Source organism: Gleimia hominis (genome assembly GCF_032085515.1).
Classification (GTDB): domain Bacteria; phylum Actinomycetota; class Actinomycetes; order Actinomycetales; family Actinomycetaceae; genus Gleimia; species Gleimia hominis.
Map to the genome: position 1 here is coordinate 18711 of NZ_JASXSX010000005.1, position 16306 is coordinate 35016.

At 54.8% G+C, this 16306-nt stretch carries 15 protein-coding genes; 9 read left to right on the forward strand and 6 right to left on the reverse strand.

Annotation, left to right across the window (positions count from 1 at the left end; genetic code table 11):
• Positions 1-96: 96 nt before the first annotated feature.
• From QS713_RS08355 to QS713_RS08385, 7 genes are all read left to right on the forward strand, one after another.
• Positions 97-786 carry a helix-turn-helix transcriptional regulator gene (locus QS713_RS08355; RefSeq protein WP_102215600.1) on the forward strand — a complete coding sequence of 230 codons (690 nt, stop codon included), beginning with the start codon at positions 97-99 and terminating at the stop codon, positions 784-786.
• Positions 787-819: 33 nt separating this feature from the next.
• Positions 820-2265, forward strand: a complete 1446-nt coding sequence (gene sufB, locus QS713_RS08360; protein ID WP_102215601.1) for a Fe-S cluster assembly protein SufB — start codon at positions 820-822, stop codon at positions 2263-2265.
• Positions 2262-3446, forward strand: a complete 1185-nt coding sequence (gene sufD / locus QS713_RS08365; RefSeq protein ID WP_313274427.1) for a Fe-S cluster assembly protein SufD — start codon at positions 2262-2264, stop codon at positions 3444-3446. Before sufB ends, sufD begins: the two co-directional genes overlap by 4 nt.
• A gap of 69 nt (positions 3447-3515) precedes the next feature.
• Positions 3516-4268 (forward strand): Fe-S cluster assembly ATPase SufC, encoded by a 753-nt coding sequence (sufC, locus tag QS713_RS08370; RefSeq protein ID WP_313274429.1) that lies wholly within the window; start codon positions 3516-3518, stop codon positions 4266-4268.
• A gap of 6 nt (positions 4269-4274) precedes the next feature.
• A complete protein-coding gene (locus tag QS713_RS08375) occupies positions 4275-5558 on the forward strand; it encodes an aminotransferase class V-fold PLP-dependent enzyme (protein ID WP_313274432.1) in 1284 nt (427 codons plus the stop codon).
• A gap of 6 nt (positions 5559-5564) precedes the next feature.
• A complete protein-coding gene (gene sufU, locus QS713_RS08380; RefSeq protein WP_313274435.1) occupies positions 5565-6038 on the forward strand; it encodes a Fe-S cluster assembly sulfur transfer protein SufU in 474 nt (157 codons plus the stop codon).
• Positions 6031-6435 (forward strand): metal-sulfur cluster assembly factor, encoded by a 405-nt coding sequence (locus QS713_RS08385; protein ID WP_313274437.1) that lies wholly within the window; start codon positions 6031-6033, stop codon positions 6433-6435. Before sufU ends, QS713_RS08385 begins: the two co-directional genes overlap by 8 nt.
• 264 nt (positions 6436-6699) lie before the next feature.
• Here QS713_RS08385 and QS713_RS08390 read toward each other — a convergent pair whose 3' ends face one another.
• From QS713_RS08390 to QS713_RS08410, 5 genes are all read right to left on the reverse strand, one after another.
• Positions 6700-8898, reverse strand: coding sequence for an ABC transporter permease (locus tag QS713_RS08390; RefSeq protein WP_313274439.1), 2199 nt, complete (start codon positions 8896-8898; stop codon positions 6700-6702).
• A gap of 164 nt (positions 8899-9062) precedes the next feature.
• On the reverse strand, positions 9063-9722 hold the full coding sequence (locus tag QS713_RS08395; protein WP_313274440.1) for an ABC transporter ATP-binding protein: 660 nt from the start codon (positions 9720-9722) through the stop codon (positions 9063-9065).
• A 524-nt stretch (positions 9723-10246) separates the two neighbouring features.
• Positions 10247-11269 (reverse strand): CPBP family intramembrane glutamic endopeptidase, encoded by a 1023-nt coding sequence (locus tag QS713_RS08400; protein WP_313274442.1) that lies wholly within the window; start codon positions 11267-11269, stop codon positions 10247-10249.
• Positions 11270-11479: 210 nt separating this feature from the next.
• Positions 11480-12778 (reverse strand): tRNA guanosine(34) transglycosylase Tgt, encoded by a 1299-nt coding sequence (tgt, locus tag QS713_RS08405; protein WP_313274444.1) that lies wholly within the window; start codon positions 12776-12778, stop codon positions 11480-11482.
• Positions 12779-12792: 14 nt separating this feature from the next.
• Positions 12793-13557, reverse strand: a complete 765-nt coding sequence (locus QS713_RS08410; RefSeq protein ID WP_313274446.1) for a queuosine precursor transporter — start codon at positions 13555-13557, stop codon at positions 12793-12795.
• Between the two features lie 25 nt (positions 13558-13582).
• Here QS713_RS08410 and QS713_RS08415 point away from each other — a divergent pair, with 25 nt between their 5' ends.
• Entirely contained in the window at positions 13583-15193 is a 1611-nt protein-coding gene (locus QS713_RS08415) for an ABC-F family ATP-binding cassette domain-containing protein (protein ID WP_313274449.1), read from the forward strand.
• Positions 15194-15292: 99 nt separating this feature from the next.
• Here the strand turns inward: QS713_RS08415 and QS713_RS08420 are convergent, their stop codons facing one another.
• Positions 15293-15544 carry a hypothetical protein gene (locus tag QS713_RS08420; RefSeq protein ID WP_313274451.1) on the reverse strand — a complete coding sequence of 84 codons (252 nt, stop codon included), beginning with the start codon at positions 15542-15544 and terminating at the stop codon, positions 15293-15295.
• A 95-nt stretch (positions 15545-15639) separates the two neighbouring features.
• Here QS713_RS08420 and lipB point away from each other — a divergent pair, with 95 nt between their 5' ends.
• Complete coding sequence (lipB, locus tag QS713_RS08425) at positions 15640-16305, forward strand: lipoyl(octanoyl) transferase LipB (RefSeq protein WP_313274453.1); 666 nt, start codon at positions 15640-15642, stop codon at positions 16303-16305.
• Position 16306 lies beyond the last annotated feature (1 nt).

Consider the following 16306-nt stretch of genomic DNA (forward strand, 5'->3'; position numbering starts at 1 on the left):
TTTGTTGCGTAAAAGCGCTAGGCTAGTTGCGCAGCGTATTTGACGCAGCGGGCTCTCCTGTCACGTGAGGGCTCCTGAATTTGGAAGGAGGACAACGTGGCCCCAAGCGAAGAACCGCAAGGCACGCGCGAACAGGTCCTCGACCTCGTTGTCGAGAAAGGGCCGGTGACGTCCACTGTTATAGCCCGTATCCTCGGATTAACAACTGCTGCGGTGCGACGCCACATCACCTCGTTGGAAGCGGCGGGGGAAATTGAAGAACACGAAATCGTTAGCACTAAGCCGCGTGGTCGAGGCCGACCGGCGCGACACTACGTGGCGACGGAAGCAGCTCACGACCAGCTGACCGATAGTTATTCAGAGATCGCGAACCGGGCGCTATCGTATTTGGCGCAGACAGCCGGCGAAGGTGCGATCGAAAGTTTTGCTGCGGCGCGCAGCCGCGAGATTGAACGCAAATATGCGCCTATTATCCGGGCGGCAGGTAACGACCCTCGGGCGCAAGCGATGGCCCTGGCAGATGCGTTAACCCAAGATGGGTACGCAGCTAGTGTGCGCGACGTGGGGGCGGGTAACTTTGCTGTCCAACTGTGTCAAGGTCACTGCCCCATATTGACGGTGGCGGAAGAGTTCCCACAGCTGTGTGAAGCGGAGACACAGGCGTTCGCACGTCTGCTCGACGTGCACGTACAGCGGTTGGCGACCCTAACGGGGGGCGAACACGTGTGTACCACCCACATTCCCGTGGCTTCGATTACTAAACGTCCCCGGTGGAACAACAGCTGAGCTCGATCGCGGTATTGAGTAGAAAGGAAATCTATGTCTACAACATCTCCGGTTGCGAAGAACGAGAAGCAACTGGCCGATGAAGAGATCATCGATTCAATCGGTGCCTACGAATATGGATGGCATGACACGGATCTGTACGGTAAAGACGCGCAGCGTGGTTTAACGGAAGAGCTTGTCCGCCACATTTCTAAAATCAAAGGTGAGCCCGAATGGATGCTGGAGCGCCGCCTCAAGGGGTTTAAAGCTTGGCAGCGGAAACCGATTCCTAAGTGGGGCCCGAAAATTGATGATATCGATTACGACAAGTTCAAGTACTACGTGCGGCCAACGGATCGGGTTGCGCAGTCTTGGGATGATCTGCCAGATGAAATCAAGCACACGTACGACCGATTGGGGATTCCTGAGGCAGAACGCAACCGCTTGGTAGCAGGCGTTGCGGCGCAGTACGAGTCCGAAGTGGTTTACCAGCAGATCCAAGAGGACCTGGAGCGTCAGGGTGTGGTGTTCCTCGACACCGACACGGGGCTGAAGAAGTACCCGGAGCTGTTCGAGAAGTACTTCGGTAAATCGATTCCAGCGGGGGACAATAAGTTCGCGGCTTTGAACACGGCGGCATGGTCGGGTGGTTCCTTCGTTTACGTCCCACCGGGGGTTCACGTGGAGATTCCGCTGCAGGCTTATTTCCGGATTAATACGGAGGCGATGGGACAGTTCGAACGCACCCTCATTATTGCCGATGAGGGCTCGTATGTGCACTACGTTGAGGGGTGCACAGCACCGATTTATGACACGAACTCGTTGCACGCCGCGATTGTGGAGATTTTCGTGGCGAAAGACGCGCGCGTTCGGTACACGACCATTCAGAACTGGTCCAACAACGTCCTCAACCTAGTGACGCAGCGTGCAATGGTTGAAGAGGGCGGATCCATGGAGTGGGTCGATGGCAACATCGGTTCCTCAGTGACCATGAAGTACCCGGCGTGCTACCTGATGGGTGAGCACGCGCGTGGGGAAACACTGTCGATTGGTTTCGCCGGGGAAGGTCAGCACCAAGACACGGGTGCGAAGATGATTCACATGGCGCCGCACACTTCCTCTTCGATTGTCGCAAAATCGGTGGCCCGCGGAGGCGGCCGATCGTCATACCGCGGTCTGGTGGAAGTACACAAACGCGCGACGCATTCGAAGTCCAACGTGCTGTGCGACGCCTTGCTGGTAGACAAGATTTCGCGTTCCGACACATACCCGTACGTGGATGTGCGCACGGACGACGTGGAGATGGGCCACGAAGCCACTGTGTCTAAAGTCAGTGAAGACCAGTTGTTCTACCTGATGAGCCGCGGCCTGGAAGAAACGGAAGCGATGGCCATGATTGTGCGTGGTTTCGTGGAGCCGATCGCGCGTGAGTTGCCGATGGAATACGCGTTGGAGTTAAACCGTCTAATCGAGTTGCAAATGGAAGGATCTGTCGGATGACGATAGCCGATACGATGGCACGTAAACACAGTCACGGAGAAGGTACGCAACACACGTATTCCTCCAGGGCGGATCGGCCGACCTCATTCGACCCCGCGGATATCCCAGTGCCAACGCGGCACGCTGAAGATTGGCGTTTCACCCCTCTGCGTCGCATTGACGCACTGTTCGAACCCAAGGATTACTCGGCGGTTAACTGCCCGGTAGACGTAACGCTCGCGGGCAACGCGACGTTCGAGGTTGTGGGCATGGACGACGACAGGGTCGCGCCCGTGTTGGCGCCCGGGGACCGCACCGGAGTAGTTTCGTGGGCTGCGGCACGCGAGACGAACCTCATTGAGATCCCAGCAGACTCGAAAATTGATGAGCCCATAATGGTGTCCACTGCGGGCACTGACGGCCTGCAGAGCCAACGGATCTATGTGCGCGCTCACACCGGTTCTGAAGCGGTGGTGGTGCTTTCACATTCTGGAAGTGGCAAGCTGAACCAAACTGTGGAAGTGGACGCGCAAGATGGCGCTAAACTCACGGTCGTGACATTGCAGGAATGGGATCGCGACGCGATCCACGCGTCAAACCACCGCCTCCGCGCGGGGAAAGAAACGGAGCTGCGCCACATCGTCATTTCTTTCGGTGGCGACATGGTGCGCATCTGTACAGACACGGAGTTCGCGGCTCCACGTGGGCGAATCGAACTGTACGGACTGTACTACGTCGACGAAGGCCAGCACTTGGAGCACCGCCCCTACATTGCACATACGCAACCAGACTGCTACTCGCGCGTCACCTACAAGGGCGCGTTGCAGGGTGAGGATGCGCATTCCGTTTGGGTGGGCGATTGCCTCATCGGAGAGGATGCGGACGGAACGGATACGTACGAACTGAACCGCAACCTGGTGTTGACGCAAGGGCCGAAAGCGGATTCGGTGCCGAACCTCGAGATTGAAAACGGTGAGATCGAAGGTGCGGGACACGCCTCGGCAACCGGCCGGTTTGACGATGAACAGCTGTTCTACCTGATGAGCCGCGGGGTGCCGGAGATGGAGGCGCGCCGCCTGGTGGTGCGCGGATTCTTTGCGGAACTAATCAACGAGATCGGGGTGCCTGCCATCCAGGATCACCTGATGGAGTCCGTGGAAGAGGAACTGCAACGCGGCGGCTCTTTAGTTTTCGATAAATAGGGCTGCGGCGCAGGGACCCAACCTTGCCAACAGTTTGCGTAGACGTTTAAGAGAAGTAGAAGGATTCTGATGACAACGCTTGATATTAAAGACCTACACGTGAGTGTGGAAACGCCGGAGGGCACGAAGAACATTTTGAAGGGCGTGAACCTCACGGTGAATTCCGGGGAGATTCACGCGATCATGGGACCGAACGGGTCGGGTAAGTCCACCCTCGCGTATGCGCTGGCCGGTCACCCGAAGTACATTATCGATTCCGGTTCGGTGACGTTGGATGGCGAAGATGTGCTAGAGATGACGCCGGATGAGCGTGCTCACGCGGGCATGTTCCTGGCGATGCAGTACCCCGTTGAGGTTATGGGGGTTACGGTTTCGAACTTCTTGCGCACCGCTAAAACCGCGATTCAGGGGGAGGCCCCGAAGCTGCGGTCTTGGGTTAAAGAGGTGAACGAGGCGATGCACAACCTGCGGATGGATCCGCAGTTTGCGCAGCGCGATGTGAACGTGGGGTTCTCCGGTGGGGAGAAGAAGCGTTTAGAGATCCTGCAGATGGAGCTGTTGAAACCGTCGATGGCGATTTTGGATGAGACCGATTCGGGCCTGGACGTGGACGCGCTCAGGGTTGTGTCTGAGGGTGTGAACCGCGCGCACGAGAAGACGAACATGGGCGTGATTTTGGTGACGCACTACACGCGGATTTTGAAGTACATCAAACCTGACTTTGTGCACGTGTTCGTGGATGGTCGGATCGCGGATCAGGGCGGTCCGGATCTTGCGGATCGGTTGGAAGAAGAAGGTTACGACCGCTACCAGAAAGCGTAAGTATTGATGGAAGAGCTGAACTCCGGGGCGTTGAGCGTGCAGGAAGTGGAGGCGTTGCGCCACCAGTTTCCGATACTTTCACGCCCTGGCCGCTCTGGGGATCCGATTGCGTATTTGGATTCGTCTGCTACCGCGCAGAAACCACAGTGTGTGATTGATGCTGAAGCGCAGTTTTATGAGCACACGAATGCGGCGGTGAATCGGGGCACTCACCTGTTGGGGGACGAGTCCACTCAGGCGTTTGAGGATGCGCGCGAGACGGTTGCGGCGTTTGTGGGGGCGCAGCCCGACGAGTTGGTGTGGACGAAGAACGCCACGGAAGCGTTGAACTTAGTGGCGTACGCGTTCTCTAATGCAACTGCGGAGAACCTCGATGGGCCGTTCAAGTTGGGGCCGGGTGACCGGGTGGTGACGACCCGCAGTGAGCACCATGCGAACCTGATTCCCTGGCAGGAGCTGTGCCGGAAGACGGGTGCTGAGTTTGCTTATCTGGATTTGGATGAGCAAGGGCGGATCGACTTGGCGACTTTGGACGCTATAACGAAGAACACGAAGGTCGTTGCGTTTACGCACGTGTCTAATGTGACGGGCGCGATTTCGCCAGTTAAGCAGATCGTTGAGGCAGCTCGCGCGGTGGGTGCGTTGGTGGTGCTAGACACCACGCAGTCGTCCGCGCACATGCCGATTGATGTGCAGCAGCTGGGCGTGGATTTTGCTTGTTTTTCGTCCCATAAGATGTGCGGACCGACGGGAGTTGGTGCGTTGTGGGGGCGGGCGGATTTGTTGGAGCAGATGCCGCCGGTGCTCACCGGTGGTTCGATGATCGCGACTGTGACGATGGAGCAGGCGATTTACCAGGATCCGCCGGCACGGTTTGAGGCAGGTTCGCAACCTGTGGCTCAGGCTGTGGGGTGGGCACGGGCCGTGAAGTTCTTGCGTGAGGTGGGGATGGATCGGATTGCCGCGTATGAGGATCAGATTACTGCGCAGCTTCTTGAAGGTGTGCGGGGAGTCGATGGAGTGCGTATCCTAGGCCCGCAGGACCCTGCTGGGCGCATTGGAGTGGTTTCTTTTGCGTTGGATGGGGTGCATCCGCACGATGTGGGCCAGTTTTTGGATGGTGCTTCTGTAGCGGTTCGGGTGGGGCATCATTGTGCGATTCCGTTGCATACGTTCTTTGGGGTGCGGTCTTCTACGCGGGCTTCTGCGTCGTTAACGACTACGCCTGCTGAAGTGGATCGGTTGGTGCGTGCGCTGCGGGGTGTTCGCGAGTTTTTCGTAGGAGGTTAAGCGGTTGTGGATGATTTGCAGACTTTGTATCAGCAGGTGATTTTGGATCACTCGCGGGAACGCAATGGGTTTGGTGATTTGCCGCAGAACCCGTCTGCCACGTCGTATCAGGTGAATCCGACGTGTGGGGATGAGGTCACGGTGGCTGTTGATGTGGCTGATGGTGAGCTTGAGCGCATGGTGTGGAATGGTGACGGTTGTTCTATTTCGCAGGCGTCTTTGTCGATTATGACGGATTTGATTGATGGTAAGTCGGTGGAGGAGATTGGTTCTCTGTACCGGGATTTTGAAACGATGATGCATTCGCGTAATCGGGGTGTGGATGAGCAGCTTTTGGACCATTTGGAGGATGGGGCTGCGTTGGAGGGGACTTCGCAGTTCCCGAATCGGATTAAGTGCGCGTTGCTTGGCTGGTATGCGTTGAAGGACGCGTTGGCTAAGACTGGTGTGAATATTGTTGAGGAGGGGCAGGATGGATAACCCGATGGCTAATCCGGAGCCGGTGGAGCAGCGGTTCGCACCGGTGGAACCGGAACGGTTGGATGGTTGGGATAAGTCTTCTGAGGGAACGTTATCAGCTGATGACGTGGAGGAAGCACTGAAAGACGTGATTGACCCTGAGTTGGGGATAAACATTGTTGATCTGGGTCTTGTGTACGGTATTGCCGTGGATAAGGACAACTTTGTGGACATCGATATGACGCTGACCTCGGCAGCTTGCCCGCTTACAGATGTGATTGAGAACCAGGCACAAATGATGCTGGCCGATGTGGCTTCTGGTACAGCAATCAATTGGGTGTGGATGCCACCCTGGGGACCTGATCGGATTACGGATGATGGGCGAGAGCAGTTGCGCGCTTTAGGTTTCAACGTTTAACTGCGTTTCATTTTCTCTGCTCCGCTGGGTTGACCCAGCGGAGCTTTTTCTTGTTCACATGAGGACAATTGGACGTGCGTATGCGGCTTTGCTGGTGGTGCTGGGCGTAACAATATTCAGGGGGTGGCAACCTGTGTTTGATTTGAGGCTTCCACCCGTGGGGATTATTTGTGGGATAGTGGTCGGCGTTATAGGTGGGTTGGTGGCGATCAGGCGGGCTGCGAAAGTGGAGCCTTCTGATGCTCTGCGTAGCTGATGTGTGTGCTAGGTAATCTGGCGGTGATTCCCGTTTGCTACGAAGCCGGTTGGGAACACGAGTCCAACTGCGCAGATGAGAATGGGGAACAGTAGAGCGGAAAGGGGAATTGAGAACAAAGCATCCATCTGTTGGCTTTTCAAGAAGCCCCATCCTAGAAGCGTTCCGACGAGCACTCCAACTAATGTGGGAGCGAGTAGAGCCACCGTGTTTGTGCACCGTGTTCGCAGTTCTAGTGCGCGTTTGCTAGCCCCAAGGATTTGAAGGAGTTTTAGAGTGTGACTGCGGCGCGCGTTCCAGATGGAGACTACGCACCCCACGAGTACCGTTAGTAAGAACCCAACTCCGACATTTAGTAGCAATAAGAGGTTAGCGGCGCTTTTCTCCACTTCTTCTCCTGCTTGCGGGACATTAGGGGAGACACCTAAGTTGCGTAGTGCAATGTCAGCTCGCGCTCCTAATGAAGAAAGGGTTTCGTTAGAATCGGAGTGAATAACTACAGACTTGTCTTGGCTGTTGGAGCGAAATAGAGTGCCATCAGTTAAAGGCGGGCTCCCGTTTTGTTCAATACTATGTTTATTAGCGAATTCTGGTGAAATAATGACAGCTGGAAAGCCTAAACCTCGCGTTGGAATGTTGGTTAAATTGTGCGTCGGAACCGGGCCTACTTTCAGATGCGGGTCCAATGATGTGATGGTGACCTGCTTTGGGCAGTGCATATCCACACAAAATATTTTCCTGGAGTAATCGGTGCGTTCTTCACTGGTAAACTCTCGGTCGAGGTAGACCTGTGCATTCTTAGAATCCATAATCGCTATGGTGGGGCTAGAGCGCATGTCTTTTGCTTGCAGAGCACACGTTTTGGTATCAAATACTTTCGTTTCTATAGATTTTAGGTATGCTTTTTGTACGCAGCGGAATGCGTCAGTGTCGATAGCTAACGTGTTGTTTTCACCTTCTTGGCCGGGAAGAGACGCCCATGCGAGGGTACTAATTGACGCGTTAAGCTGTTTGGACAAACTATCTATTTGAGCGCGCGTGAGGCTGTGCGTTCCCAGCTCTACTCTTGCCCAGCCAGGTGCGAACGAGGGGTATTTTTCCAGTAGTTCCAACCTGTTTGTCAGTGCTTGCAGGACAGTCGTTGCTGTTAGTGCTGCAAGTACTAGAGCACAAACGGAGGCTAATCCCACTACGGACCGATCGGGAGCATTTAGAAATTCCCTAACAGTCAGCTTGGGCCACCACGAAGCTGTCTTACAAATGGTTGTTTGGTTGCTTCGAATCTGTTTCTTTTTGAAGTTGATTAGGGCAGCTGGGAGTAAACTAACTAAGACGTATAGAAAGAACACGGTGAGCTCGACTGGCCAATCTACGGTCAGTTCCCCATATTCCATGCCTGTCATATGTTGAGTTAACCGGGTTAGACACCATCCGAAACCCAATGAAAATAGGAATCCAGTAGCTCCTGCTATGAAAAGTCGTAGCAGTAGAGTTAGCGTTGCCACCGACCTTACTTGCATGGGGCCCAACCCGAGTTTTGAAAGCACACTCCACTGGATGCGATCTTCGCGGTTGAACCCAAGAACCAGCATGGCGTAAATCATGACGCACAGGATGGTTAAAACCCATGGTACGAATCTTTCAACCACAGATGGGAACGTGCTGTTAGAGACTGCGTCTGAACGACTCATGACGTCGTAGCCCTGCGTTGCGAGCGCATCCAGATCAGCGCTTCCCTCCAAGTACCATGCGGCTCCTGTAACCGTAATATTGTGGGGTAAGTTTGCAGGATTGCTCGCGTTTATTAGAAGTTCCTCGGCGCCGGGGTTGGCGGGTTGAGTGTAGGTCCCACCTACTCGCCAGGATTCTCCAAATAACTCTACTTGTTGGGGCGCGGTAGTGTGCGCGTGGTCCAGCCCGAGCCTTTTAAGCGTGGTTGTAGAAAGTAAGACGGAAGGCTGGGTTTTGGAAAGCTTGGGAGCCCACTTCACGTGATATATACCGGTGACGGTGGGGGAGCTTAGAGGAAATACGGATGCGTTGAGATGATGCGAGCTGGAAGCTGTTTTTAGTTTGCTTTCCACAAAGATTCGAGGCACGAGGTGGCCGTGGTGGATGTAAGACTTTATCTCTTGGGTTGTTTTGTTGACGGTATCGACTGACTCGATTGTTTTGCTGCTTCTAATTATGTAATCCGCGTTGCCCATTAGTTGGGTACCACGTTCAGCCTCTGTGTATTCTGTGGTTGCCTGCCATATCGATACTGTGGAAGGCAAACAAACAAGTAATACGACTAGTAGAATCTGTAGCTTACTGTGCCTGCTTCTGGTTGCGAGTTTACGGCAAAGTGCTGCGACAGATCCGACGTGGTTCATGAGAGTTTACCATCCCTGATGGTTAAGATAGTGTCGCTTGTTTGGGCAACGTCGTGATCGTGGGTCACGAGAACAACGGTTTTCCCACGCTCTGCTAGTATACGAAGTGACTTGCACACTTGTCGACTCATTTTCGAGTCTAATGCTCCGGTAGGTTCGTCGGCTAAGACTAAGTTAGCTTGTGATACCAGAGCCCGTGCGATGGCGGTTCTTTGCTGTTCGCCGCCACTCATTTGACTTGGGAACGAGTTTCTCACATCGAGCATGCCCAGTGTTTTGAGTGCGTATTCGGTTTGTTCGTTGCACGCTTGTTTTCTCTGTCCTTGTAACTCGCCTATGAGCATAATGTTTTCTGCAGCTGTGAGTGATTCTATAAGCGAATAATTCTGAAAAACTCGTGATATGCCGTGGAGTCGAAAATGATTCCGTTGCGATTTGGATAGCGTTCCGTACGACGCATTATTCCAGCATATTTTGCCGGTATCTGGAGTCGTTTCCATGGCTAATAGGTTCAGTAATGTGGTTTTACCAGCGCCTGATTTTCCCATTATGCAGGTGATACTACCTTCAGCTGCTGTAAATGAAACGGATTTGAGAATTTGTCGACGCGTCCGTCCTTTCCCAAGCGCAATCCCCAGCGACTCCACACGCAACATAGTGCTACTTGAACTCTAAACTTACGCCGCGAGCACCGAATGCACAATATCCAGACGACGCTCTACCATTGGCTTTTATCCATGATGTATACCGGTCAGGGGCACTCGTACAATCAATGGCACCTCGCGCCTGATGGGCATTTCCACCAATCGTATTTCCACATGCAGCGATCACATTGCTCTGGCCGGTCCAACTCTTCTGTAGAGTCGCATCGCATCCGTTTGCTGAAACGTAGTTTGCGCTAATAGCCGGCACGGCTACAAGTAGCGGCAAAGGAAGTGTTAGTGCGATACCTATGAGTCTTCTTTTCCGCATTGGAGTTCCTTCCACTAGGCTTTCCGACAAAATCTTCCTTGATTAAGAGGGCTGATATTGAGAACGGTATCAAGCCAAAAAAAACGTGTCAATAGGTTAAGCTGAGAATGCATGTTTACCAATTGGTTATGTGAATAGAGTGCCTAATGGAATACACGTACGCTAGGGGGAATTTATCTCTGTGCCTTTTGGCTGCCTCCTAAACTTGCTAATTACTGGCGGCCTTCTCTGGGACCTGTGGGGGATACAGATGGGAGAATTCGTCTATGAACTCACCTTTTTGATAGCGCGTGTACAAGTAATCCAGTGTTGGCTGGGGGCGGTTCGACGGGTCCGTAAAGGCGGAGAGTTTGGAATGCCTAAACGCCCATAGAATTAGCACCATAATCAGCAGATCCACACCAATAGCAAACAGAGTGGGAATAAGTCCTTGCGTGGTTTCCTCACCAATAATTGAGTTCGTTTGCCCAGCAAACACTTCCATAGTGAAAATGACGGTGTTATTACCAGCATGCTGCGCAATCGCAGCTTCTAAACCACCAGTGCGTTGCGTCAAATAGCAGTTGAAAGCTGCCATAGCTGCAAGCGTAGCTAACACCCCGGGATCTAAAGAACCATGCGCCAACGCGAACACTATGGCGGACAAAACTGTTGCCATCACAAACGCGACCACCCGATTAGGGATCCACGCACCCACCAGCTGCAGTAAGTACCCGCGGAAAGTAACTTCTTCAGCAGCGCTCTGTAGCGGCGACAGCACGAGGGCTAGTACTAGCGACAAGACCAGCGTCTTAGCGGGGTGCCACTCCACGTCCTCAAATAAGACAGCGGACCCCACAATGAACGGCACCTGCACCACCAAACAAATTGACACGCAGGTAAGTAGCCAACGCCACCGAATCCGGCCAGCTACTGAAAACAAGTACCCGGGACGAATCCGTAACCCAACAATCGTGGCCACGATTACACACGGAATCAAAATGATCAGGGACGTCATCATGTAGATCATCTCTGACGGATTCGTCAGGTTGATGTCACCGTTTGTAAAAGTCGAAAACATATTCGGGTTCGCAATAGCAGCGACCAAAGCCACCAGTATGGAAGAGACCGCGAAAAGAGCAATCCCTAAAGCCAGGCCAAGCAGCGGCCGCCACCAACGACGATCCGGCCCGGCCCCCACTTGATTGTAAGCAGCGGGAGTCGATGGGGTGGAACGGGGAAGGTAAAGCATAAGCCTCGTTTCTTCTTCGGTCTCGTAATCACTAACTCAACGCGGGTGCAATGCGACGAATCGTTTACTCGAAGCATCAGAACAGTGTTCCGAACTCACTGCAGTTGGCCTCGTGTCCAACGAAATAACAGCATTGAGTGATTGTGGGAGTGGAATTTTACGGTCTAAAGTTTAACGGAAACATGAAAGCAAGAAAACACAGCCGAGCTTCTACTGCGTGCGAGCGCCGTAGAAGCGGCCTAAAGTGTCTTCTTTGAACTCTGCGTAGGTGCCATCCAAGATGGATTTGCGAATCCGCTCCACCAAGTTAACTGTGAAGTACTCGTTGTGGATTGTCGCCAGAATAGGGCCAAGCATCTCGTGTGCCTTAAACAAGTGCCGGATGTAAGCGCGGGTGTAGTGCGCACACGTGTAGCATCCGCAAGTTGAATCGAGGGGGCTGAAATCCGTGCGGCACGAGGCGTTAGTTACATTGAAACGCCCATCGCGCGTATAGATCGCGGCGTTACGCGCCACACGGGAGGGATTTACGCAATCAAACGTGTCTGCGCCTGCTTCGATTGCGCGGAAAAAATCATCCGGCTCAGAAATGCCCAGCAGGTGCCGCGGTTTATCTTCCGGTAACTCCGAAGTCATCCACCCCACAATGCGTCCCAAGTTCTCTTTCTCCAAAGCACCGCCCAGGCCAAACCCGTCGAAGCCTTCACCATGGCTCGTCATCGCTGCTAGCGTGCGGGCTGCGTGGCGGCGCAAATCCTCGTACTGCGCCCCCTGCAACACCCCAAACAACTGTTGATACGGCTTTTCGGGCTGCTCCAGCGTGAGCCGCCAATGCTGATCCAACGACCGCTGCGCCCACCGGTGTGTGCGCTCCAGCGACTCCTCCTGATATGAACGCGGGTGACGCAGCGACGTCAACTCGTCGAATGCGAACATGATGTCCGCACCCAAATTATGTTGAATAGACAGTGAAACCTCTGGGTTAAACCGGTGCCTGGACCCATCTCGGTGCGAACGGAACACCACGCCGTCCTCATCAACTACTGCGCGGTTGCGCCGCACAGCCTCAAACGCTGCCTCCTCACTGGTTGGTTCGCGTCCAGAGAACTCCTCTGACAGGACCTTCTTATAACCAGACCCGAGCGACAGTACTTGAAACCCACCCGAGTCCGTGAATGTCGGGCCCGGCCAATTCATGAACGCCCCCACACCACCAGCTTGCGCAACCAACTCATCACCGGGCTGCAAATACAAGTGATACGCATTCGCCAACAGCGCCTGCGCCCCCAACTCAGCCATCTGTTCGGGAAGCACCCCCTTGACGGTGGCGAGCGTACCCACGGGGATAAAAGCAGGCGTGCGAATAACTCCGTGCGCAGTAGTAAGAACCCCAGCCCTACCGAGTGGACGGCCTGCAGCATTCACCGCGATATTTGACCGTGCCTCTAGACGCTGTTGGACAACGAATCCTCGCTGACTATCAATTTGACTACGACTAATCCGATCCACGATGCACCCCCTAATTACTTTGCAACGTGCTTTGCAATACCAGCGGCACCACTCGAGTCCACGAGCTTCGCGTCCCTCGCGTCCAAGCGTGAGGTAGAACTCGCGTCCACGCGTTTTGCAAAACTAGTTTCCACGCGTTTTACCACCGCGATCGTTGGATACGTGAGGGGCAAGCACACGACCTCAACCCCAACTTTGTAAAAATACCCAACCAAAAGGTAGTTCAAAAAATCTGCGCCCGTAATAATCCCATAGAACGCGATCGTGCAGAAAATGAGGGTGTCTGCGAACTCACCAACCACCGTGGAACCAATTAAACGGGCCCACATATGCTTCGAACCCCACCGCTGCTTAATCTTCACCAGCACCCAGGCGTTTAACAACTGACCCGCTAAATACCCAGCGATCGACGCCGCCACAATCCGCGGAACGAAACCCAACACAGCCACAAACGCGGCCTGGTTCTCATACCCCGGCCCCGGAGGAGCGATCCCCACCAGCCAGAACGTTAGCGATGCCAAAATAGAGAACCCAAACCCCCACGCAATAACGCGGCGGGCCTTAGCGAACCCATAAACCTCAGAAAGCACATCCCCCAGAATGTAGGTCAGGGGAAACAAAACCGCGCCACCATCAAAAATCGGTTTCCAAAACCCCAAGTCGAACGCAATCAGCTTGGTAGCAGCAATATTAGAAAGCAGTAACAGCGCAACAAACGCTACCGCTATGAAGTCATACAGGCGCGTGGGCCTTACCGGCGAATCGAAGAATTGTTCCACGAACCTAAATTACTATACTGATCACGTGATTAACGTGGTCAACTTGAATGTGCGCATCGGCGCACGCACCCTCATCGACGGCGCTAACTTCCGGATCGACAAAGGCATGAGGATTGGCATGGTAGGGCGCAACGGCGCTGGGAAAACCACCACCATGCGCATGCTGGCCGGAGAAGAAGACCACGGACAAGCCGAGTTCGCAGGGCAAGTTACCAGGCGAGGCACCATCGGCTACCTCCCGCAAGAAACCCGCGTAGGTGACCCGGAACAAACGGTGCGAGAACGTATTCTGTCGGTACGCGGCATCGACGAAACCATCCGGCGGATCCGCAAGGCCGAACAACAAATGGCACGTTCCACAGGCGCGCGGCAAACCAAAGCCATGGAACGATACGTGCGGTTAGACCAAGAGTTCACCAACGCAGGCGGATGGGCCGCAAACGCGCAGGCCGCTCAAATGGCCGCTGCCCTGGGGGTGGACGAAAAAATGCTCGACCAACCTCTACGCACCCTCTCGGGCGGGCAACGGCGGCGCGCTGAACTTGCCCGCGCCCTATTCGCAGAAGCAGACGTGCTGCTACTTGACGAACCCACCAACCACCTCGATCACGACTCCCTAATCTGGCTACGCGACTTTCTGCGCACCTACCCGGGCGGCTTCATGGTCATCAGCCACGACGTCGAACTACTCCAAGAAACCGTGAACCACGTATACCACCTGGATGCAGACAGAGCCCAACTGGACGTGTACAACATGGGGTGGGATGCCTACCTCAAACAACGCGCAGACGACGAACACCGGCGCCGGAAAGAACGGGCAAACGCGTTACGCAAAGCTCAAACATTGCGCGCACAAGGCGAAAAAATGCGGGCAAAAGCCACTAAAGCCGTGGCGGCACAACAGATGCTGCGGCGCGCAGACGAACTAGAACAATCCGTGGAACCCGCGCGTGCCCCCGAAAAAGTTGCTCGCCTGCGCTTCCCAGAACCCGCACCGTGCGGACGCGTTCCCCTCACCGCCACGGGATTAACTAAAACCTACGGTTCGCTCGAAGTGTTCGCCGGCGTTGACCTCGCGATCGACCGCGGATCAAAAGTTGTGGTCCTGGGCCTCAACGGGGCGGGTAAAACCACACTCCTACGCATCCTCGCAGGCAAACTCGAAGCAGATACCGGCAGTGTGAACCCTGGCCACGGCCTCAAACTGGGGTACTACGCACAAGAACACGAAACCCTGCAAGGCGACAAGACAGTGCTCGAAAATATGACTGACGCAGCCCCCACACTGGATGACACCCACGTGCGGAACGTGCTGGGACAATTCCTGTTCTCCGGCGATGACGTCGACAAACCCGCCCGCGTACTCTCCGGCGGTGAACAAACCCGGCTGGCGCTCGCGGTGCTCGTGGCGTCGTCCGCGAACGTGCTTTTGCTGGATGAACCCACCAACAACCTCGACCCCGCGTCCAGGGAAGAAATCCTGAACGCACTGAGGACCTATGAAGGCGCCGTTGTGCTCGTGACTCACGACGAAGGAGCGGTGCGGGCCCTCAACCCCGACCGGGTCCTCTTACTCCCAGACGGGGATGAGGACCTGTGGGACGATTCATACCTCGAACTCGTCACCCTTACCTAACCGCGCTGGAGTCACAGGGACCATACAGGGACCATAGTGGGCTCACAGGTGGGCCGGTGGATTCGGAGGGGCTGCGGTAAGCCTATGAGGACGGTGGGTTCACAGAGAGCGGCGATCCACCGGTTTCGCGGAAGGGCCGGCAGCAGGTCCAATCTCGCTGATCGGGACCACGCGGTAAGGGAACTCCCGCAGGGCAACGAACTCAGCTAAGAAATCCCGATGCCCTTCGCAGGCCAACCACGTTTTTTCGCGGCCATAGTGGATTTTTGGATTGCGCCAAATCACAGCCCACGCGGCTGGTTCCGTGCACTGCCGGGCGGAACACACGTGTACATACTCGTCGTTACTCACGTTGATTAGAGTAACCGCTCACAACACAAACACAAGTGCGGACCTTAGACCCATGCGAAGACGCGGTTTTTGTGCGTACTCGTTATCATGGAGGGGTGCAGGAGTTAAATCTACTGGATCGCGGGCCCATTCCATACATGGAGGGGGACCGGATTCAACGTGAAGTTTTTGAACAAGTAGCAGCTGGAGAACGCGACCATACCCTGATCGTCGCCCAGTTTGAGGCCACATACACCGCGGGGAGACAGACGAAACCAGAAGATATTCTGAACTCCGACCTGCCGGTAGTGCGCATCGACCGGGGTGGTTCCGTCACGTGGCACGGGCCCGGTCAACTCGTGATCTACCCGATTGTGAAACTAGCGCCGCCCGCAGACCGCATCAAATACATCCGCGCAGTTGAAGCCGCTGTGATTGAGGCAGCGCAAGACACGTGGAACATTCCTGCCACCACCATTGAGGGGAAAGCGGGGGCTTGGCTGCGTGACCCCGACCGGAAAATCTGCGCGATCGGCCTCAAAGTTGCGCGCGACACCACTATGCACGGCGTGGCGTTCAACATTGACCCCGATTTTAGTAACGCGTTCACCGGTATCATTCCCTGCGGCCTGGTTGGCATGGGGGTCACTTCTTTGAAAGCTGAGGGCGTGAGCGCCACAGTGGATGAAGTGCGGGTTGCCCTCGTGAAGAAACTGCGAGAAAAACTTGATCCCCTGCTCGAAACGATAAGGCTCGAAACGATAAGCGAAGGAGCTCACTGAA